The following is a 19832-nucleotide window of genomic DNA, read 5'->3' as shown; positions in this document are numbered from 1 at the left end:
TATAATGTGGCTATGTTAATTGTTGCAGGGACCTAATGATCAAATATCACCTCCCAGCGCTACTGCTTGCGCTAAGCCCTCTGTGGGTATCGGCATCGGTGTTCGCGGAAGAAGTTACACAGGTTGATCCTGTGGCCGCTATCGATGAAAAAATAACCATTAAACAAAGTGAAATTGACACTATCGCTGCGGAATTTGAAGCAGAAGGAGCTCAACTTCAACAACTTAAAAACGAACAAGCACGTTTAAAACGTGAAAGTGATGAGCTTAATGCACGGCAAAACCGGGCAAAATCCGCTCTGGACAAACAGTATAATCGCCTTCTTGAAGATCCAGACACTGATTTAGTCACCTTCCAACAACGTTATCAGCAGGCTTGGGCCGATGTAAAACAAAACCAATCGGAACAACTTACTAATCAGCAAGCGATAACTGAAAGTGATATGCGTTTATCGCAAATGAAGCAGCGTCATGCGCGTTTGAAAACTGAGTTTACGAACTTGCAAGAGAGCAAAATGGATGCTCGAGTTAAACGTCTCGAAGCTGAGCTTCGTCAAAGCCGCGTCTTGGAAGCCAGCTTCCGCACCACGTGTTCTACCAGTATGACTCTGGGCGAATGTGCCAATCAAGGTCAGCAGTTGACTCGTCAGCGTGCCGTGAATACCTTTAGAGAGCAACTGCTTGATAATTTGACTGAATCGGTCATTGCTAAGCAAAATCTTCGTGGTGTAGAACTCAACATTCACGTCCAAGAAAGCCAGGTGATTCGCAGTGGGTTTGAAGGTAACAACGAGTATTTCACTCATATTCAGGCTCAGCTACAAGCTCGTCCAGAAGCCGTCGCCGCCTGTAAGCTGTTAAACCTATCTAGTCGCTATTGCTTAAAAAACGCCACCGAAGCTGTCAATAGCAAGAATGAAAAGCAGTGGGCCAATGTGACTATTCGCTCAGATCAGTATCATGATTCTGTCACCATTAACGGTATACAATACGGCAGTACGCCTGTGGAAGTTGTTTTACCCGCAGGACGTCATCAAATTTCTGTGACGAAGGACGGATTTGAGACCTATAATCAAACCGTAACAATCAACGGAAATGACACTATTTGGGTAAGACTTCGCCCCAGTAGAAACGATTAATTCCTGTAAATCGACCCGTTTTCTGGTCTGATTTCACAAAGCTGTCGTTTAAACGCCGTTTTGGTCCTAAGTTATTGAAAGATGACTTCTGACAAAACGGCGTTTTCGTTTAGAATAGCGACAATAATTTTTAAAAAACTTAACTGAAGTAGGCAACAATGCGACCAGGTTTACCCGTTCTGTTATTAGCACTTTTACCTTGCTTAGTGACAGCACCCACGTTAGCTGAAGGCACACCTTCCTCAGTCATGGCGATTGATGACGCATTATTTACGCATCATACCCAGTGGCAAGAAGCGAAGAAAGCAACTCAACATCAGCAAACGGTGGTGGACACTCAGCAAGCTGAACTCGCTCGTTTAACTGCCTTAGCGAAACAACTCAATACCGCGTTTAATTCAGCGAAAACAGCCCTTGAACGTGATTATTTGAAAATGATTGATGAACCGCAATTAGACATTAGCGGTTCACAAAACGCTTACCAAACAGCTTGGTCTGAAGTTAAGAAGAATCAGCAAGACACTTTACTTGCTGAACAAACCTTGCAAGAAATGCACAATCAGCTCGTTCAATTACAAGCTAGCCAAGACGCTATCCAACAAAAAATCACTCAACTGGATCAAGATAAACTCCGAGCAAGAGCTGAGCGATTACGAACAGAACTGAGTCGTGTCGGAGAACAAAAAGTTAGCTTTACCAATGTGTGTAATGCGGCGATGACCTTGGCACAATGTAGCCAGCAAACGACTGATTTAGCTCAGCAAAAAGCGGTTAATCAATTTCAAACTTGGCTAATAGAAGAAACCACCGAAGCGCCATTAATCAAACAGCATCTGGCTTCCGTTTCGCTCAACATTCATTTACTCAGACATAAAACCGTTGATTCTGGCTTTTACGACGGTAATCGCTTTAAAACTGTGCTCGAAGCGCAATTAGATGCAAGACCAGCAGAAAATGTGCCTTGTACATTACTCAATATTGATAGCCAATACTGCTTCGCCCCTGGTGATGGTAGTCACCCTAGTCAACAAAAAGAAGTGGCTTGGGTCAATGTCATGATTCGCTCGAATCAACATAACGATCAGGTCACGATTAATAGCGTGCGTTATGGTAGTACTCCGGTTGAAATTATGCTTCCCACGGGTCAGCACCATGTTGTGATAAAAAAGGAAGGCTTCCATCCCTTTGATCAACAAGTCAATATCAGTAACGATCACACCTTACGTGCCGTATTACGTGAAATCGTCAATGAAGTAAAAGCCGGTGATAAGTTCGCCGATACTCTGAAAAATACTCAGCAAGCCCCGCAAATGATCACTCTACTCGCAGGGGAGTACTTATTAGGGGAGAACACATCTCGTCAAGTTCGCCTTGATCATGCTTTCGCTATTAGCGCAACGCCAGTCACCGTAGGGCAATTTAAGCAATTTATTCAACAAACGGGTTATAAAACCGATGCTGAACTGAAAAATATTTGTCTGGCAGTACAAGGAACAACGGTTGCTCCTGTATCAGGAAGCGATTGGAAAAATCCCGGCTTTCAGCAAACAGCTCAATCACCTGCCGTCTGTATCAGTCGTAGCGACGCAAGAGCTTATACCAATTGGTTAACTCAACAAACTGGGTTTCGTTATCGCTTACCGAGTGAAGATGAGTGGGAGATCGCCGCTCGCGCTGGGCGGAGAACTGATTACTGGTGGGGGAATGATTTTGGCGCTGGTCAAGCCAATACTGGATGGAGTGGTACGCCATGGTCAAATAACCGTACATCACCCGTCATGGCATTTTCACCAAACCCATTAGGCTTTTACGATATGGTTGGTAACGTTTGGCAATGGACATCAGACAATCCCGGTATCGCTAAAGGTGGAGCATGGAGTTTTTCACCTGAAATGGCTAAAGCCTACCATCAACTCTTTGTCTCGCCGTCTACGGCGGCCAACTATCTCGGATTTCGCGTCCTACGCGAGCTATAGCGCAAGCATTAAATACAATAAAGGGGGATAAGTCACTTATCCCCCTTTATCATCTCTAACCCGTTTTATGGCGCTAAACGCTCTATCTGCCACTGCTGATCAGATTTGCTGTATAGAAAACGATCATGTAGACGATGCTCACCACCTTGCCAAAACTCAATACTTTGCGGTTTGATTCGATAGCCTCCCCAAAATTTAGGCACAGGAATTTCTCCTTTAGCAAATTTTTGTTTCAGTTCGAGATACTTACCTTCTAATACACCACGAGCAGAAATGCGGCTACTTTGCTTACTCGCCAATGCGGCAAGCTGGCTCTCTTTAGGTCGAGAGGTGAAATATTTCATGTTCTCAAAGGCAGTCAGTTTTTCCGCGACGCCAGTAATGTGCACTTGACGCTCTAAAGGATGCCAAGGAAAGTGCAAACTGACTCGATGATTATGTTCAATATGCTGCGCTTTACGACTGGCTAGGTTGGTGTAGAAAACCAAGCCTTGCTGATCAATATTTTTTAGTAAAACAATTCGTTGAAAAGGTTGACCATGTTCATCTACGGTCGCAACCGTCATCGCCGTCGGATCAGCGAGTCCGGCATTAATCGCTTGCTCTAGCCAAAAATTGAATTGCTCGATAGGATCGAGCAATAAGTCCTTACGGCGTAATCCACCTTGTGTGTACTCACGACGAATATCTGAAAGATCCATGTCTACTCCTCTTTTTTGGCTATGATTGTGCGCCGATAGCCTAACGATCTCAAGTAGAACGGATTGATTTCGCCCGTCGAACCCTCACCGTGCAGAGTCTCTGGCTTAAATTCCAATATCCTCTTGATCCAATTTGGAGGAAAACTTAATCTCATGTTGATTAAAAATAATCATCGAAGGCCCATGAACTCGCTTTGTGACCACTTTTTCATCACCATATTGAATCGTCACGTGAGTGAAGACCTTGCCTTTAACTTCAATGGTATTGATTTCCAACATCTGTTCAAACTCTTCATTTAATAAGTCTACCGCCACCTTTACTTTTTCCATCCGTTCACTTGATTGCGCCTTATGCTGATCAATCTGTGACGCTTCTTCCTCATTACGCTCGGCTTTAGGACGCTTTTTAAACTCTAATTCCCGGCGAATGACTTCCATCGTGCTCTCTTGAGCTTGTTTATAATACTCTTTATGTTTAGCGATTCGGTCACGGTACCATCCATAGCGAGCAAATGCTTCAAGCGTTGTGGCCGCATCGCCTTCTACTCCTAGATTAAAGCACACGACTTTTCCGCCAACTTTCGCACTACCGCCGCTGAGTGTGCCTTGTTTTTCCGCTTTATCTAAAACAGTTAGATCGCCCCCACAGCGAATATCATTGCTCAGGCTATGCACAGAAAGCTGGATATTTTCCGCGGCTTGTAACTCAGAAAATTGGGCATAATTGGCCTTAATACTGCCTCCCGATTTAACCACACAGGTTTTCGCTTCATCATCATAAACCGTATGGCCAATAATCCCTTTACCGATCTCGATATCACCTTGAGCTTGTACATCTGCCGATTCAACAAATCCACCGATCACAATAGACCCCGTCGCGCGGACAATCATTCCCGGCTCAACATCTCCGGCAATAACCACACTGCCTTTAAATTTCACGTGACCAGTTGCGACACTGACGTTATTTAGACACAAGGCGCTTTCTACATCGACCGTTTTATTCTTAATGATCGGCATTCCAGATAGACTGGATAACAACAAATTAGGATCATCAGGAGAGATGTGTGTCCCTTTACCCGCAACCAGTACCCCTTCGTTACCCGGTTTAGCAGGAATGACTTTCCCCAACACGGTAAAACCCGGCTCACCCTGAGTTGCAGGCTTACGACGCATCACTGGATCGTTTTCTTCGACGGTGATTGTTTCTCCCAGATTTCTCATATCGACTTTATGCGGATCGGCCGTTTTTTGCGGAGCTAAAATGCGGGTTGTCACATCATCCACTAAAGGGACAAATTGCACGTCTTGACCTTGAATCGGCGCTTTACCCTGAGCAATCGGTTGAGTAAAGGTTTCTCCGGGTTTTAAGGTTTTACTCACCAGTAAGACTTTTTTTAAAGCTTGTTTATTTATGCCTTTAATTACATAAGCTTGCGCTAAAGCATGCACTAACTCACTGCCATAAAGACCACGCCCCCCATAAGCGCCTGTGACCACCATACTGGCTAGCATATCTTGTTCACTCAAGACGACTTCAACAGCCGCATTTCTTTTTTCAGCAATGATGATGCCTTCACGAGCCTCTTTTTTACCTTCTTTGACACAATTGATAAAACGATTCACCGCCTCTTCGAGCAAATAGAATTTCCCTGCTCCTAATCGAGCTAAAGACTCACTCAATCCCGTTTGAGCTAATTCAGGGTTTGCATTGCTATCGCTCGGTAAGCGCGCAATAACGCGACTCTTGTCTTCCGAGAGAGTAATCAGATCCTTCCACATAATACTCAACCTTACCGCATCTCTTTGGGTTAAAGAGCAGTGTATAAAAAATGTCTGAATCACTAAATAATTCGATGTTCAAATTAAGGCCCCCATCACTGGATATCGGCTTTAAGTTAAAAAAAGGCCATATTAAAGACCTAACCTCGACATTCGTTTAATGCTCGTAATCCTCAATGACCACAGAGACGTCTGGAAAAGCGTACCGAGTATCAAAACGATATACGGCTTGAATTTGCTGACCGTGGTTTATATAACGAATCGATTCACATAACTCGGTTGCAAATAGTAAATCTTGATCATCATGCGTCAACTCCGTTTGCTCAGTATTAACGTCTGTCAACGGTCGCCCATTATGTTCGAGAATAAACAACACCCTTTGCTGCTGAGGTTGATAATCGACCTGAAAACGGATCCAGTAATCGTCAGCTAATTCCTCAAGCAACTGCTCTCGCTGTTGGTGGTAAAGCACAAAACCGTCAGGATGACTTTTGAGAGCCGTCGATAAACCAAGTAAGCCTTGTTCAATAATCTTCGTAAACAGTTCCGATAAAATTGAACAGATAAAATCCAGATGATCGCCAACTTGAATAATCCCTTTTAAAAATAAACGAACTTCATTCATGACGATGATCTGCTTTAATACCGAAGCGGAAAAATAGAGTTCACTTTTACAAGGAATTAAACTGGGAGAAGAACCGAGCGTCGGCTGAGTATTTTGGGCATTAATGATCGGAAAAGACATGGCAAGGATAGAGAGATCTTCATCTTGCCCTGCTGGTGAAAAAGCGTGCACCGCCGAATCAATCAGGCTGATGAACGATTGAGTCGATGCTTGTGTCAATAATGTTTCCAGCCGTTTTCGACCAAACACTTCGCCGTTTTGATGACGAGTTTCAATAACCCCTTTCGTGCAGCAGACAATACTCTGCCCTGGTGAGAGTTTAAAGTGTTTGATATCACAACGAAACATTTCACTCGGTAGAACACCTAAGGGCTGATGTGTCGATGCCAAGCGTTTCACCAACTGACGATTCGGCGATAATATATAACCGTCAGGCATTCCTCCCCCCCACCAAGAGATTTCAAAACCGTTGGAGTGTATTTCAAATAAATGAGCCGCAACATGAATACTTGGGGGCAAAAACGTTGCCAATTCTTGATTAAGCTCGACAACCATTTCGCTTAATGCACAACCTCGTTCCGCCAATGCAAAAAAAGCGCGAGTCGCAGGAATATTAGCAATCGCAGCAGGCAACCCATCGACACTAGAATCGGCGATCATCACATAAATTCCACCATAACGACGCCGAGCCACCAAGATCAAATTACCGTTAAAAATCGTTGAAGGCGTAGAGATGTAATGAATACCATAAATCGGTTCGATTTGTGCACTCATCTCTTCGACCAAATTACTGAAAATCGACTCTGCTACCGAGTAATCATGCTGGACTTGATCTTGGAATATTTGTAACTGATCACGCTGCAAGATCAGTTGCTGATGCATTTTGACAATCCGATAGTGCGCCTGTATTTTGGCTAATAAGACACTTTTTTCGATTGGTTTAGGAATAAAATCATCACCGAGAGCAAGGCAGCGAGAAAAAGAGTCTTGATCATCCAATGCCGTGAGAAACAAAATAGGAATATGCTGATCAGGAAAAGCCGTACGGATCTCTTTTGCGGTAGTAAAGCCATCTTTTACTGGCATGATCACATCGAGAAGAATAATGTCGGGTAAAGGATCCATCTTTTTCATTGCCGCGACCACCGACCACTTCCTGACCATCGGCAAAAAGATCAACATGCGGCGTAATATGACTCAACATAATACGGCACAATTCTCGGTTGGTCGCATGATCATCGATGATCAACACTCTCATACTCGGCCTCACTGACTGTGCGTGTTATTCATTTTTAGACGATTAAGGCCTGTTAGCCTTAGCTATTTCATCGGCTCTATCGATAAAAATGAGCCAAGAACATCGCAAGAGTAACAAACCCTATGCATAAAAATATAGTTCAGTTTATGAGTTAGAGCGAATAGCTTTGCTGATCAAAAGAAGAAGCCAATGATCTATCAACCAACAATAAATACATCAATGCCCAAATCAAACTTGTAGAATATTTTGTTTGGGCATGATGCTGGGCTTTCGATTGTTTTGTGTTGTCCTCCCATCATCGATGATGGCTGAGAGTCGTTAGCGGTAAAAATCAGTCCCTAAGAGCTTTGATTAAAACCGAGGTATCCATCCGGCCAAGCCCCTGAGCAGACAAATCACGATAATGTTGCGCCGTTGCTTCCGTCATCGGTAAAGACAAGCCATGACGCTCAGCCTCATCCAGACAAAACTGCAGATCTTTGATCATCCAATCAATAGCAAAACCAAAATCAAAGCGGTTCTCAGCCATACTGATTGCACGATTCTCCATTTGCCAAGAGCCTGCGGCGCCATTTTTTAAACAAGCGATCATGGTTGGAACATCCAAGCCTGCTTTTTCAGCTAATAACAAGCCTTCAGACAGTCCATTTAAGATGCCAGCGATACAAATTTGATTGACCATCTTAGCACTTTGCCCTTGACCAACCTCCCCCATCCGTATTGCAGAACGACCATAAGCGGCAAAAACAGGTTGTAGCTTTTCAAATAGCGTTTGCTCTCCGCCACACATAATGGTCAATTGCCCATTCTCAGCGCCAGCTTGTCCACCAGAGACCGGAGCATCCATAAAGCTTATTCCCTGCTCTTTGGCCGCTTGTGCAAGCTCTCGGGCAAGCTCAGCGGACGTCGTAGTGTGATCGACTAACATAGCATTTGGCTTCATTGCTGATAGCGCGCCATGCTGGCCAAGCGTAATGCTACGGACATCATCGTCATTACCGACACACATCAGCACGACATCAGCATCAGCGACACATTCAGCGATGGTCATTGCCGCGCGGCCAGAGAATCGCTGAGACCAAGCAATGGCTTTTTGCTGATTACGGTTAAAAACACTCACCTCAAAACCCGCATTGGCTAAATGCCCAGCCATCGGATAACCCATCACACCTAAACCGAGAAAACTGACTTTCATGATAATTTCCCTATATTGAATAAGATTGACATGCTAAAGACGTAAAAAAGCCGAGACAAGCTCGGCTATTAATCATTACTCGACGTCAGCGTTATGGTAAACCTGCTGAACATCATCACAGTCATCCAGTAAATCGAGGAATTTCTGGAATTTTTCAGCATCTTCACCCGTCACAGCGGTACGATTTTGTGGTACGAAGGTGATTTCTTCAACATCTAAGACTAAATCAGGAAAAGCATTAGCCAATGCCGTTTTTACTTTGAAAAACTCGGTATGAGGTGCAAACACGGTAATCACATCGTTGTCTAACTCAATATCCGTCACATCGGCGTCTTCCATCATCAGCGCTTCAAGGATCGCCTCTTCGTCACTGCCTTTGAATTGAAAGACCGCTTGATGATCAAACATGTGTGCAACAACGCCTGGAGTTCCAATTTTCGCTCCAGTTTTCACAAAGCATTGACGAACGTCTTGATAAGTACGGTTACCGTTATCGGTTAAACAATCAACGATCACGCTTGCGCCGCCTGGGCCAAAACCTTCATAGCGGGCAGGTTGATAATCTTCACCGCCACCGCCTGTTGCTTTATCCAACGCTTTATCAATAACATGGCCAGGAACTTGATCTCTTTTCGCTTTAGAGATCAGGTGGCGAAGAGATAAGTTCATATCTGGATCTGTGCCACCATTTTTTGCACACATGTAAATTTCTTTACCGTACTTGGAATAAACTTTAATTTTTGCGCCTTGAGTTTTCGCCATAGAGGCTTTGCGCACTTCAAAACTTCTTCCCATCGGGATCTTCTCTCTTATTCAATTAAATACGATGGTTACAGCAATCAAGAGTGATCTTGGCTGTTTAATCATGAACGCTACGCTACGCCCATTACTCGTTTGTACTTATCTACTGACTGCTGAAACCAAGCTTTCTCTTGTTCAGAGTTCAGCTTGGTTAGCTGCTTAGTGATCGCTTCCGGTCCACATTTAGCCTGCTTGATCTGCCAAACTAAAAAAGAGGCCTGCTTATCAAGCTCTATCTTGTTTTTCTGCTCCGCATCCAGCAACGCAAGGTTAAAAGACATTAGTAAACCCACAATCAGTAAAAACGTGATGCGAAATATAGCATAGGAATGGTAAAAATTAAGAGTCAAAATCGTGCTTTGGGCTGCTTTAAGCCAAGAAATCATCAAAAATAAAGGGCGGCCTTAACCACCCTGCTTTATTAACGGTTTCATGCACTTTAACCGTAAAACCACTTGAAGAGGATCATTCGTCACTCTTCAAACGCAATCATCTTTCGTGATTTAGTGCAGAAGACCTAACTCTTTGGCTTCTTCAATCGTTAAACCACTTTCACGAATATCGCGTAGCATTTCAATGCGACGACGAGCCTGCGCAGACTTCAGCGTTTTGCTAGGACGCTGCATTTCTGCTTCTTCCGTAACCTCAACATCCCATTTATTGGCGATGTTAGTCATTTCATCATGGTCAATTGAATTTATAGACATTGCAACCTCCGAACAAACCATGCTAGGAACCAGTTATCTGTAACAAAAGGCCAAAACCTTGTTAAGCAGATTTTAGCGAGAGTGTGACTTAAGCAATGGTTCATTTATCATAATCGATAAATGACTCAATTATTTTCTGCTCACCCTGAGTATAGAAGTACATCGAGCGGATTATCGGTAAAAAATTCACTAAATCAACTAGTGCGGAAAAATATTTTACTGATCAGTTCGTTAAATAGGCGGTCATAGATAATTCAATCATTGATAAGTAATGAAAGCATGATCAAGGCGGGTTGCTGTTGTTCTCAGTGGTTTGAAAGTCTTCGTGCTCATCGGTGAATTCTATTCATTTTACGAAACTATCTCTCGTTATCGCCCAGAAGCGGTAACGAGAGATAGTTTAGGGGACGTGATTGGATAGAGAATAACAGCGGATTAAACGCCGATAGCCACTTCGTCTAAGGCACGGAACACCGTGTCGTCGATATGCTCTTCATAAACTAACTTACAGACTTTACGACGAACCGCTAAGCCAGAGATTAATCGCTCGATTGAAAGGTGCTTATTGCGGTGCTGAGTATTATACAGCTCGATCACCTTACTCAACGTGCTGTAAGGTACGACGCAATCATCCACTTTTAGCCAATCGAGCTTATCAATCAATTCCTGACACTCTTCACGAATGGATGAAGGGGCATGCCCAGTCATGGCTGCTAAAGCCGTTATGCTTCGTTCTAGCGCCTCTGCTGAGGTATATTTGGATAAGGTTATGGTGATTTCATCTGCGTTGATCTCAACCAGATGCTTACGTAACTTCACTCGTCGCCCTAATCGACCACGAGGCGTCGACGGTTTACGTTGTATCGGTTCAAATTCACCATCAATAATTTCGGATAACTCTTGAAGCCTTTGTTTTGAAACCATTTCATTTCGCAATGGGTTCGGTAACGTTGGCGCCATATTACGCTTACCTGCATTAGTGGTCTTGGCGCGAGAATAACGCAGTACCTCTTCTACATCACATTTTATGGCAACTTGATAATCAACCACTTTACTTTGTTCAACCAGCTCACTGATCGTTAAATGGTAACCCCATAAATTAACCGTAAAATCACCGGTTTTATCTTGATCGTTAGACAATCGTCTTAACTCGCGGATCAGATCCATCGAAAAACGCCGCCATTCGATATTGCGAGCTAATTTCTGATTAAGCTCACTCAACATCATGGTATCGGTATGGCGACGTGACATTCTGCTACGAAAATACGAATAGAGTTGGAAGACTAATGTATGTTGTTTAAGAATTTCAGGTGGAAACAAGAAGAAATAGTCTTTGGTCATCAATTCTTCAAAAAATGAGGGCTCCCATACCAAAATATACAGATTGGGTTTAATGCGAATTTCACCATCGCTGCCTTCTGTGGGTGCTTCTTCAGACGCGGTGATCGTGCGTGCTAGAAAACGAAAACGATCACTTTTAAAACCTTCAGGCATGTTCTCACTCAGCCAGCGACCGGTTAATTCGTGTAACTGAAAATCGGTAAATTCAATACGATCAATACTATCACGAATCGAGTCTCGCGCTGGACCACTGTCTTTTTTACCTCTTAACGACAAAATATCTGTGATATACAACGGAGTTTTATTAGGAACGTATTTCGCATTGAGCTGATAATCTTCTTGATGATGATCGTGATATTGTACTGTTAAGGTAAACAGAGCAAACAGGGTCATAAGATCATCGACCGTCATGATGTTTTTAGATGATCGCGTTTCAATCACAGCACGAGTTCCTGAGATAGATACCATCGATTTTTGATAACTTTTGCGTGTGCGTGGTGGTGCTAATGCTTGATCAATGATCCCTGCCCAGTTGGTTGGAGAGACAACAAATTGCTCAGCTTCGTCTTTCATTGCTGGAGGCGTATTAAGACCATGCTCATGCAACAAACGTTGGTTAACTTGTGTTTGTGCTAGTGCCTTTGAACGTTTACGTTTTTCACTTTGTTTTACGGATTCGGTGATGAGACTGGTTGAACCTAATACGGAGATCAGCTGATTAGGATTAACAAACTGATGGAGCATGGTTTTGCCTGCCAGACCTTCTTCAAAACGAACTGGGATCTGTTTAAATAGTCCAATGGCAACAGCGGCACGTAACCTTTGTTGAATAGCCGCTCTGGTCAACTGACCATCCGTTGCTTCGATCAATTCTGTTGTAGACACTAAACCATCTTTGCTGCGAAAGCCTCTAAGCGAGATTAAGTTTAACAATTCAATGATACTTTTAGTGACACCCTTGAAATGTTGATACTGTTCGATCCAGTCTACCGCGGTTTCTGAGACGACAAAAAGATGCCCATCTTTGTGGCTTCGTGGTGCTTTGATTAACAATTTTTCTTCTGATGCCATGATTAGTTCCGTATCACACAAGCCGTAATATCGCCATAGTTCCAAGAGCATAATCAAAAAAAGATCATAAATAAAGGAAAATTTCTGTTTTTTAAATAACTGATCTTTTTGATTATTCTGATCTATATTGATTAGTATGATCATATGATCTGGCAGGATTTTTACGCCTAACCTATTGTATTTAATTGATAAAAAAATAGTTCGATAAGAAGCATGATCATGACTTATTCGCAACGATGATCAATGGTTATTAGAAAGCATGATCAAACGATCACTGAAGCGTGATCATGTGATAGACGAATCAATGATCATTATGATTTCGGATCAATGATCACGGTTTCTCTACAGGTTATCCACAGGCAGCTTATCGTTGAAGCCTCTTTTCTCAAATTGATGGTTCATTGATACGTAAACATGACAGGAAGCATGATCATCAAATCGGTATTTTGAGATCTTTGATTAAAGCGCGTATCTATTTTCGATTCGGTTTTACCTTTTGGGTCCATCATTTTAACGGTCAGTGTTTATTTGTCTATTTTCCTGTGTTACGAAAGCATGATCATGTTGATTATGATGATTTTGCACGGTTTCTGTTGCTGTTTTTATTGGTCATCGTGAAAGAGAGATAATCGATAAAGCCTGATTGCAACTGACGTCTTCCGTAAATTATCTGGTATTTATCATGCTTCCGGTGATTTTTCTTCACTTGATCATCTTTCCGATCTTGGATCCTGCGATTAACGGATCCGAATAAACGTGATTCGTCGATTTTCTTCCTTGATCATGTTTCCATCATAGGGGTTTTACCTAGGAAGCATGATCATCATTCAAGCCATGATCATGCTTCCTATTTTCTCCCTCCTCCATTCTTAAGATCGTACACAGTATTTAAGATGGATTTGAGTCTCGATAACCTTATTCAGTGGTTTTTGGTGAATATAAACCGAAATATTGAGAGTATAGATCTGCAAATAGCCTTGTAAGGTTGGTAGAGTCATGCAGATGACCACATTGACGCGTTGTTTCACTATTTCAGGTTATGATTGAAATGACACCAACCGTAATTTATCGATGATGGATAATCGTTCCGATGATTACTAATCTTCAATTTTTAGGTCAAGTTTTATACGAAAGAGAGGTTTTATTATTGTGATAAGTCTATCTTGATTATTTTAAAGGGATTTTTAATGGTTTATATCCCTCCCCTCGCGGGTGGTTAGAAAAATGTGTGGTTTTATTACCTGATTAGGATGGTTTCTTTTGTGATATTTTTGTTGATGACGTTCCTTCTTCTTTTGGCTACTGATTGGATAATAATGGATAGCAGAGTTTACATTGTAAATAAGTGACGCTGTGACACTTTTATAATTTTGCTTTTGTTGCCTGGTTATCCGTAGAAATTAATCAAAAAACTGTCAGCATTTTGTCATATGTTTCTCTATTGGTGTTATAAAATCTATTTATTGTGATTTCCATCCTAAATTGTATGTTCACCTTTTTATTGTATTGTATGTTTATTGCTGTACAATTGTGGTCAGTAACGGATGATGAGAATGGCTATGAAAAGAGAACAAACGATAGAAAATCTCTACAGGCTCGCCGAGCAAACTCAGCAAGTGCAAGCTGACCGAATAGAGATTGTATTAGAAGAACGTCGCGATGAGCACTTCCCTCCGATGTCAAAAGCATTGATGGAAACACGTTCGGGCTTAACACGACGTAAACTTGATGAAGCGATTGCTAAACTAGAAGCCGCTGGTCATCAATTCACTAAAAATAATGCTAACCATTACTCGATTTCATTGGCTGAAGCACACATGCTTATGGATGCTGCTGGTGTATTGAAGTTTCACCAGCGTAAAAAAAATACTGAGAATAAGCCTTGGATCATTAATGTTCAAAACCAAAAAGGCGGAACAGGTAAGTCGATGACGGCGGTGCATTTAGCGGCTTGCTTAGCACTAAATTTGGATAAACGTTATCGCATTTGTTTGATTGACTTAGATCCGCAAGGGTCTTTACGTCTATTTTTGAATCCTCAAATTAGTTTGGCAGAACACAGTAATATCTATTCTGCGGTTGATATTATGCTCGATAATTTTCCCGAAGGGACCGAGATAGATACGGCATTTTTGAAAAAAAATGTGTTGCTGCCCACCCAATACCCGAATTTAAAAACCATCTCAGCCTTCCCTGAAGACGCCATGTTTAACGCTGAAGCTTGGCAATCACTGTCTAAAAATCAATCGTTAGACATTGTTCGTTTATTGAAAGAGAAGTTGATTGATAAAATTGCCGATGAATTCGACATTATCATGATTGACACTGGACCACACGTTGATCCTTTGGTGTGGAATGCTATGTACGCGTCAAATGCATTATTGATCCCTTGTGCGGCAAAACGTCTTGACTGGGCATCAACCGTGAATTTTTTCCAGCATTTGCCAACGGTTTATGAAATGTTTCCAGATGATTGGAAAGGGCTAGAGTTTGTTCGTTTAATGCCAACGATGTTTGAAGACGATAATAAAAAGCAAGTTTCTGTATTAACCGAGATGAACTATTTATTGGGCGAGCAAGTGATGATGGCTACTATTCCACGCAGCCGTGCTTTTGAAACTTGTGCTGATACCTACAGTACCGTGTTTGATTTAACGACGAGTGATTTTGAGGGCGGTAAAAAAACCTTAGCCACAGCGCAAGACGCGGTGCAAAAAAGCGCACTTGAGCTAGAACGTGTTTTGCATTCACATTGGCTTTCTTTAAATCAGGGGTAAGTAATTCATGGCCATAAAAACATCTGATCTGAACGCTAAATTGTTCGGTAAAGCCGATAAAAGACGGGCCTCTACCCCGCAAGAGGCACAAGCCGCTGCTAAAGCCCAAGCGCAGATCATTGAGTTAACCGTTGCCGGTGAAGCGATGGTAACTTTTGAACTTATTCGTATACCGGCTTCAGAGATTGATAGTCGTACTTCTGTTTTTACTCAAAATGCGCGTGAACAATCATTCCTTAATGAACATGCGTTGGCCGATATTCTCAATACGTTACGTGAGCGTGGGCAGCAATATCCGGCTGTCGGTCGTCGGCTTGAGAACGGACAAATTGAGATCCTAGATGGTAGCCGCCGTCGTAAATCGTGTTTGATTGCCAAGCAAGATTTTTTAGTTTATGTCGCTGATAATATCACTAGCGATCATGCTAAATTTTTGTCTGATGTAGCGAATGCACATAAGCCCTTATCTCTGTATGAAAAAGGCAAAGAAATGCAAGCTCAGCTTGATAGTGGAGCAGCAGAAGATCAAAAAGCGTTAGCTAAGATGTTTCAGTGCAGTGAGGCGTTAGTCAGCGGAGCGCTAAAGGCGGCTTCACTACCTCTAGCTCTGTTACAAGCTTACCCAAATGTGGTTGAACTTGGTCGACCGACCATCGTTAAATTACATAAGCAATTTAATGAATTAACACCTGATCAGCAAAAAGAGTTGTTGGATAAATGTCAGCAAGCCAATGGCTTTGTTTGGCAACACTGTCAGTCTCAAGGGGTTACTCGGATCACCAAAGAGGTCACAGAAACGATAGAATCTTGGATAGAGCAGCTTTCGCCCCCGAAAAAAACGCCGAATAATAAAATTGAGCTGGTCAAAGGCCGAGTCAACTATCAGCGTAAAGGGCCGCTATTAACGCTGAATATCCAAAAAGTTGATGATCAATTGGCTCAAGAGATTTTAGACTTTCTCGAAAAGAAACTTAGTTAACTCGCTATCGTTTTCTTTCAACATAAAAAAAGACAGCCCATTTTATGGGCTGTCTTTTTTTATGTTAAGTGTATGGACGATTATTGATTACGCAGACGCTGCCAGTAGCGTTCATAAATAACGAGCGCTTCTGGGCCTACATCGTTAATAAATTCGCCTTTTTGCATCTCTTCATCAGAAGGAAAAATCGACGGATTATTACGTAGTTCGTCCGCTAATAAAGCTCTTCCTGATTGAGTTGCGGATGCATAACCTAAACTGTTTACGATCTCGGCTTGATTCTCAGCTTGATACATAAAATTAATGAATTTATGGGCTAGTGCTTTATTATTACTACCGGAAGGAATGGTAAAGTTATCCATCCATAGTACAGCACCTTCTTCAGGCATCACGAAGGTGAGCTCTGGTAGCTCTTCTTGGCCTTGGAAAGCGTTGCCATTCCACTGCATGCCTAGGGCGACTTCGCCAGAAACATAAGGAACATGCGGTGCATCAGAGTTATACAGCAACACATTACGTTTTAAGGCAACCAATGATTGATAAGCCTTTTCTATTTCTGCTTCGTTTTGGGTATTGATACTAAATCCATTGAGTTTCAGTGCCATACCAAATACATCACGCATATCATCAATCAGCATGACTTGACGGACATATTTCGGGTCCCACAGATCGGCCCAACGAGAAATTCCGTTAGGCAAATAAGCAGCGTTGTAGCTAAGGCCAGTAATGCCCCAAATGTAGGGCAAAGAATACTGGTTCTTTGGATCATGCGCTTGACCTAATAACGATGGCATAGCACCTTTCATATTTGGAATTTGTGCGTGATCCAATTCGCTCAATAGCCCTTCACGAGCCATTTTTTCAATAAAATAAGCGGAAGCAAAAACCACATCATATCCGCTGCCTTTAAGAAGTTTGAGCCTAGTGTACATGGATTCATTATTCTCGAAGGTTGAATAATGGATCGAAACGCCTTCTTGAGCTTCAAACTGTTTGAGTGATTTTTCTGGCAGGTAGCCACCCCAAGCGTAAACATTCAGTCTTTGTGCTTGCGCACTCACTTGAGCAGAAGTAATGACGGCTGCGAGGACCAATCCTTTGATGAAAGATTTCATTGCATTTTCGTTCCTTAAAGTCCAGCCCAATGCTGGTGTTCAGATGCATAATTAGTTAAATCGGTGTTTCAATAAAGCAAATATAATTTATCGTTAAGAACAATTATTTTAACCTTCTCAATTCTTTGGCTTAGCATGATGTTTATTGTGTCGCGCATGCCGATACCGTATCCACTTTACCTTTGTGCTACCATTGCCAAATCATGATGAAATGTGAATCTGTATGACGACTTTAACGACCGATTATCTTAACTACTTCCAATCTCTCCAACGCTGTGCACAACAGCGTAATCACCGCTTTGCCGTTTATCTGTCTGGTGAACTAACATGGAGTCGACATGTTCTTCAAGCATGGCTTGCAACAGTAGAGGAACATCGTGTTGTACAACTTGGTGGTGTTCCGTTTTTCGCCGCTTCTTCGTTAGCGTATAACCAAGGACAGCGTCTTTTAGGTCAAGAATGTCATGTATTGATCATGGATTTTAGCCAAGGATTTGATGCTAATAGTTTTAGTGCTGCCTTAGGGACGTTAATGGGTGGCGGGCTTCTGTTTATTATCGGTCATCAGGTTAATCCTACCGCCGCTGATAATATTTGGCTTACTCGAGCACTTGAGCAGTTATTGATTGTTACCGAAAGTTATATTCCTGCCCTTCCTAAGTCTTTCCTTGTTCCTGAGTCATGCCATACCCAAGAACAAGCATTAGCGGTTGAGGCGATGCTTCGAGTGGTTACTGGACATCGTAAGCGCCCATTATTACTTACCGCCGATCGCGGTAGAGGCAAAAGTAGCGCTTTAGGTATCGCTGCTGCCAAGTTAATGCAATCGCGAACGCTCAAGATCATCATTACAGCGCCACGCTTATCGGCGATTACTCCGGTGTTTTATTTTGCAGCGCAAGGTTTACCCGGTGCAAAGGTAAGTAAAGATAAAATTGATTATCAAGCCTCTCAATTACAGTTTATTGCTCCAGATGAGCTGGAGCAACATGAGCATGACTGTGATTTATTGTTGGTCGATGAGGCAGCAGCACTGCCGTTACCGTTTTTGTATCGTTTTGTTGAGCGTTATCATCGAGCGGTCTTTTCGACCACTATTCATGGCTATGAAGGTTGTGGGCGAGGTTTCACGCTCAAATTTCAACACTGGTTAGCACAGCATCGACCACAAACGCATTGCCTACATTTGGAGCAACCTATTCGCTGGGCTGCGCAAGACCCTCTAGAGACTTGGCATCGAGAGACCTTTCTCCTCAATTATGATTTACGGTCGGATTTAGCAGCGATCACGCTCGATAATATCGATTATTTTAGTGTATCGAAAACCGAGTTATTGGCGTCACCTAGTTTGTTAAAAGAGGCGTTTGGTTTATTAGTTAATGCCCATTATCAAACTTCGCCGAATGATCTTTTCCATTTGTTGAGTGACGAAAAATTAACGCTCTACGTTGCTAGCCATCAGCAGTGTCTGGTTGGGTGTCTATTAGCGGTGCAAGAAGGCGGGTTGGACCAAGAGTTAATTGAATCGATTCAGTTGGGTCAGCGTCGTCCTCGGGGGCATCTTGCCCCGGTTACATTAGCCAATCAGATGGGAATAACAAAGGCTGCGCAGCAGCAATGTTGGCGAGTGATGCGAATAGCGGTTCATCCCCAGCGACAACATTTGGGTATTGGCAGCCAGTTACTGACTCACTTTATTGAACACCATCCTTGTGATTATGTTGCTACCAGCTTTGGTGCTACGCCGGAGCTTATCCATTTTTGGCAACGCAATGGTTTTCATAGCATCAAGTTAGGTTCACAACGTGATCAAGCGAGTGGTTGTTTTTCATTACTGATGATCTACGCTCGACACGTTGAATGGCTCTCTCAAGCTCGTCGGCAATTCCAAGCACATTTGCTCTACGAGTTGAAAGATAGTTTGCAGTGCTTAGCTGCAAAGACGGTTTGTTTGTTATTGAGCGAAGCTAAAACCGAGAAGCGAATAACGTTGCCGGTTGATTTATTGACTCGTTACAGTATGGGCGGGGCGAATTATGAAAGTGTCGCAGTGTGGATTGAAAAACTCCTCATTCATTCTGCTTTTCAATCCTCAATGGTGATCGAAGATTTATTGATTGAAAAAGTCATTCAACAGCGTACTTGGACAGAGTGTGCAGCGACACATGGCTATACCGGACGTAAACAAACAGAGCAAGTATTACGTCACCAGCTCGCTCGGTTATTGAGTGATTTACAGTGTAAACTGAGCCTTCAATAAAACGAGGATTGAAATTTACACTGTAAACTGGAAAGCGTGTGACTGAGTCTACGAATTTAATCAATCCTCATTGGTATTGAGAGTAACTACTGACTACTTTTATAAGGG

General features: G+C 42.6%; 13 protein-coding genes and 1 pseudogene. 5 read left to right on the top strand and 9 right to left on the bottom strand.

The annotated features are described in order from the left end of the window. Positions 1-35 precede the first annotated feature (35 nt). Positions 36-1139, top strand: a complete 1104-nt coding sequence (locus tag FKQ60_RS09660; protein ID WP_154170824.1) for a PEGA domain-containing protein — start codon at positions 36-38, stop codon at positions 1137-1139. Between the two features lie 158 nt (positions 1140-1297). Further along, positions 1298-3115 (top strand): formylglycine-generating enzyme family protein, encoded by a 1818-nt coding sequence (locus FKQ60_RS09655; protein WP_158145250.1) that lies wholly within the window; start codon positions 1298-1300, stop codon positions 3113-3115. A 65-nt stretch (positions 3116-3180) separates the two neighbouring features. Here FKQ60_RS09655 and pdxH read toward each other — a convergent pair whose 3' ends face one another. The 8 genes and pseudogenes from pdxH to FKQ60_RS09615 all read right to left on the bottom strand — a co-directional run bounded on the left by pdxH (position 3181) and on the right by FKQ60_RS09615 (position 12593). Further along, a complete protein-coding gene (gene pdxH, locus FKQ60_RS09650; RefSeq protein WP_004396844.1) occupies positions 3181-3816 on the bottom strand; it encodes a pyridoxamine 5'-phosphate oxidase in 636 nt (211 codons plus the stop codon). 105 nt (positions 3817-3921) lie between these two features. Continuing rightward, positions 3922-5595, bottom strand: coding sequence for a FapA family protein (locus FKQ60_RS09645; protein WP_158145251.1), 1674 nt, complete (start codon positions 5593-5595; stop codon positions 3922-3924). Positions 5596-5752: 157 nt separating this feature from the next. Continuing rightward, positions 5753-7478 (bottom strand): annotated as a pseudogene (locus FKQ60_RS09640) (SpoIIE family protein phosphatase). Between the two features lie 331 nt (positions 7479-7809). Next, entirely contained in the window at positions 7810-8673 is an 864-nt protein-coding gene (locus FKQ60_RS09635; RefSeq protein ID WP_161426038.1) for an NAD(P)-dependent oxidoreductase, read from the bottom strand. 75 nt (positions 8674-8748) lie between these two features. Next, entirely contained in the window at positions 8749-9468 is a 720-nt protein-coding gene (locus FKQ60_RS09630) for a YebC/PmpR family DNA-binding transcriptional regulator (protein ID WP_040905215.1), read from the bottom strand. A gap of 77 nt (positions 9469-9545) precedes the next feature. Continuing rightward, positions 9546-9755 carry a DUF3283 family protein gene (locus FKQ60_RS09625; RefSeq protein ID WP_170905227.1) on the bottom strand — a complete coding sequence of 70 codons (210 nt, stop codon included), beginning with the start codon at positions 9753-9755 and terminating at the stop codon, positions 9546-9548. Between the two features lie 222 nt (positions 9756-9977). Next, entirely contained in the window at positions 9978-10181 is a 204-nt protein-coding gene (locus FKQ60_RS09620) for a hypothetical protein (RefSeq protein ID WP_004396838.1), read from the bottom strand. Between the two features lie 435 nt (positions 10182-10616). Continuing rightward, complete coding sequence (locus FKQ60_RS09615) at positions 10617-12593, bottom strand: replication initiator protein RctB domain-containing protein (protein WP_115152779.1); 1977 nt, start codon at positions 12591-12593, stop codon at positions 10617-10619. Positions 12594-14152: 1559 nt separating this feature from the next. On the opposite strand from FKQ60_RS09615, the gene FKQ60_RS09610 reads away from it, so the two are divergent. Next, on the top strand, positions 14153-15370 hold the full coding sequence (locus tag FKQ60_RS09610) for a ParA family protein (RefSeq protein ID WP_040905504.1): 1218 nt from the start codon (positions 14153-14155) through the stop codon (positions 15368-15370). A gap of 7 nt (positions 15371-15377) precedes the next feature. Next, a complete protein-coding gene (locus tag FKQ60_RS09605; RefSeq protein WP_154170821.1) occupies positions 15378-16349 on the top strand; it encodes a ParB/RepB/Spo0J family partition protein in 972 nt (323 codons plus the stop codon). Positions 16350-16429: 80 nt separating this feature from the next. On the opposite strand, the gene FKQ60_RS09600 is transcribed toward FKQ60_RS09605, so the two are convergent. Further along, on the bottom strand, positions 16430-17464 hold the full coding sequence (locus tag FKQ60_RS09600) for a spermidine/putrescine ABC transporter substrate-binding protein (protein ID WP_170906384.1): 1035 nt from the start codon (positions 17462-17464) through the stop codon (positions 16430-16432). Between the two features lie 223 nt (positions 17465-17687). Here FKQ60_RS09600 and FKQ60_RS09595 point away from each other — a divergent pair, with 223 nt between their 5' ends. Next, on the top strand, positions 17688-19724 hold the full coding sequence (locus tag FKQ60_RS09595) for a GNAT family N-acetyltransferase (protein ID WP_170906383.1): 2037 nt from the start codon (positions 17688-17690) through the stop codon (positions 19722-19724). The last annotated feature ends 108 nt before the right edge of the window (positions 19725-19832 follow it).

The organism is Vibrio sp. A11 (genome assembly GCF_013048705.1).
GTDB classification, from domain to species: domain Bacteria; phylum Pseudomonadota; class Gammaproteobacteria; order Enterobacterales; family Vibrionaceae; genus Vibrio; species Vibrio metschnikovii.
The sequence above is the reverse complement of the archived record's forward strand: the minus strand, read 5'-3'. Positions and strand labels throughout refer to the sequence as shown.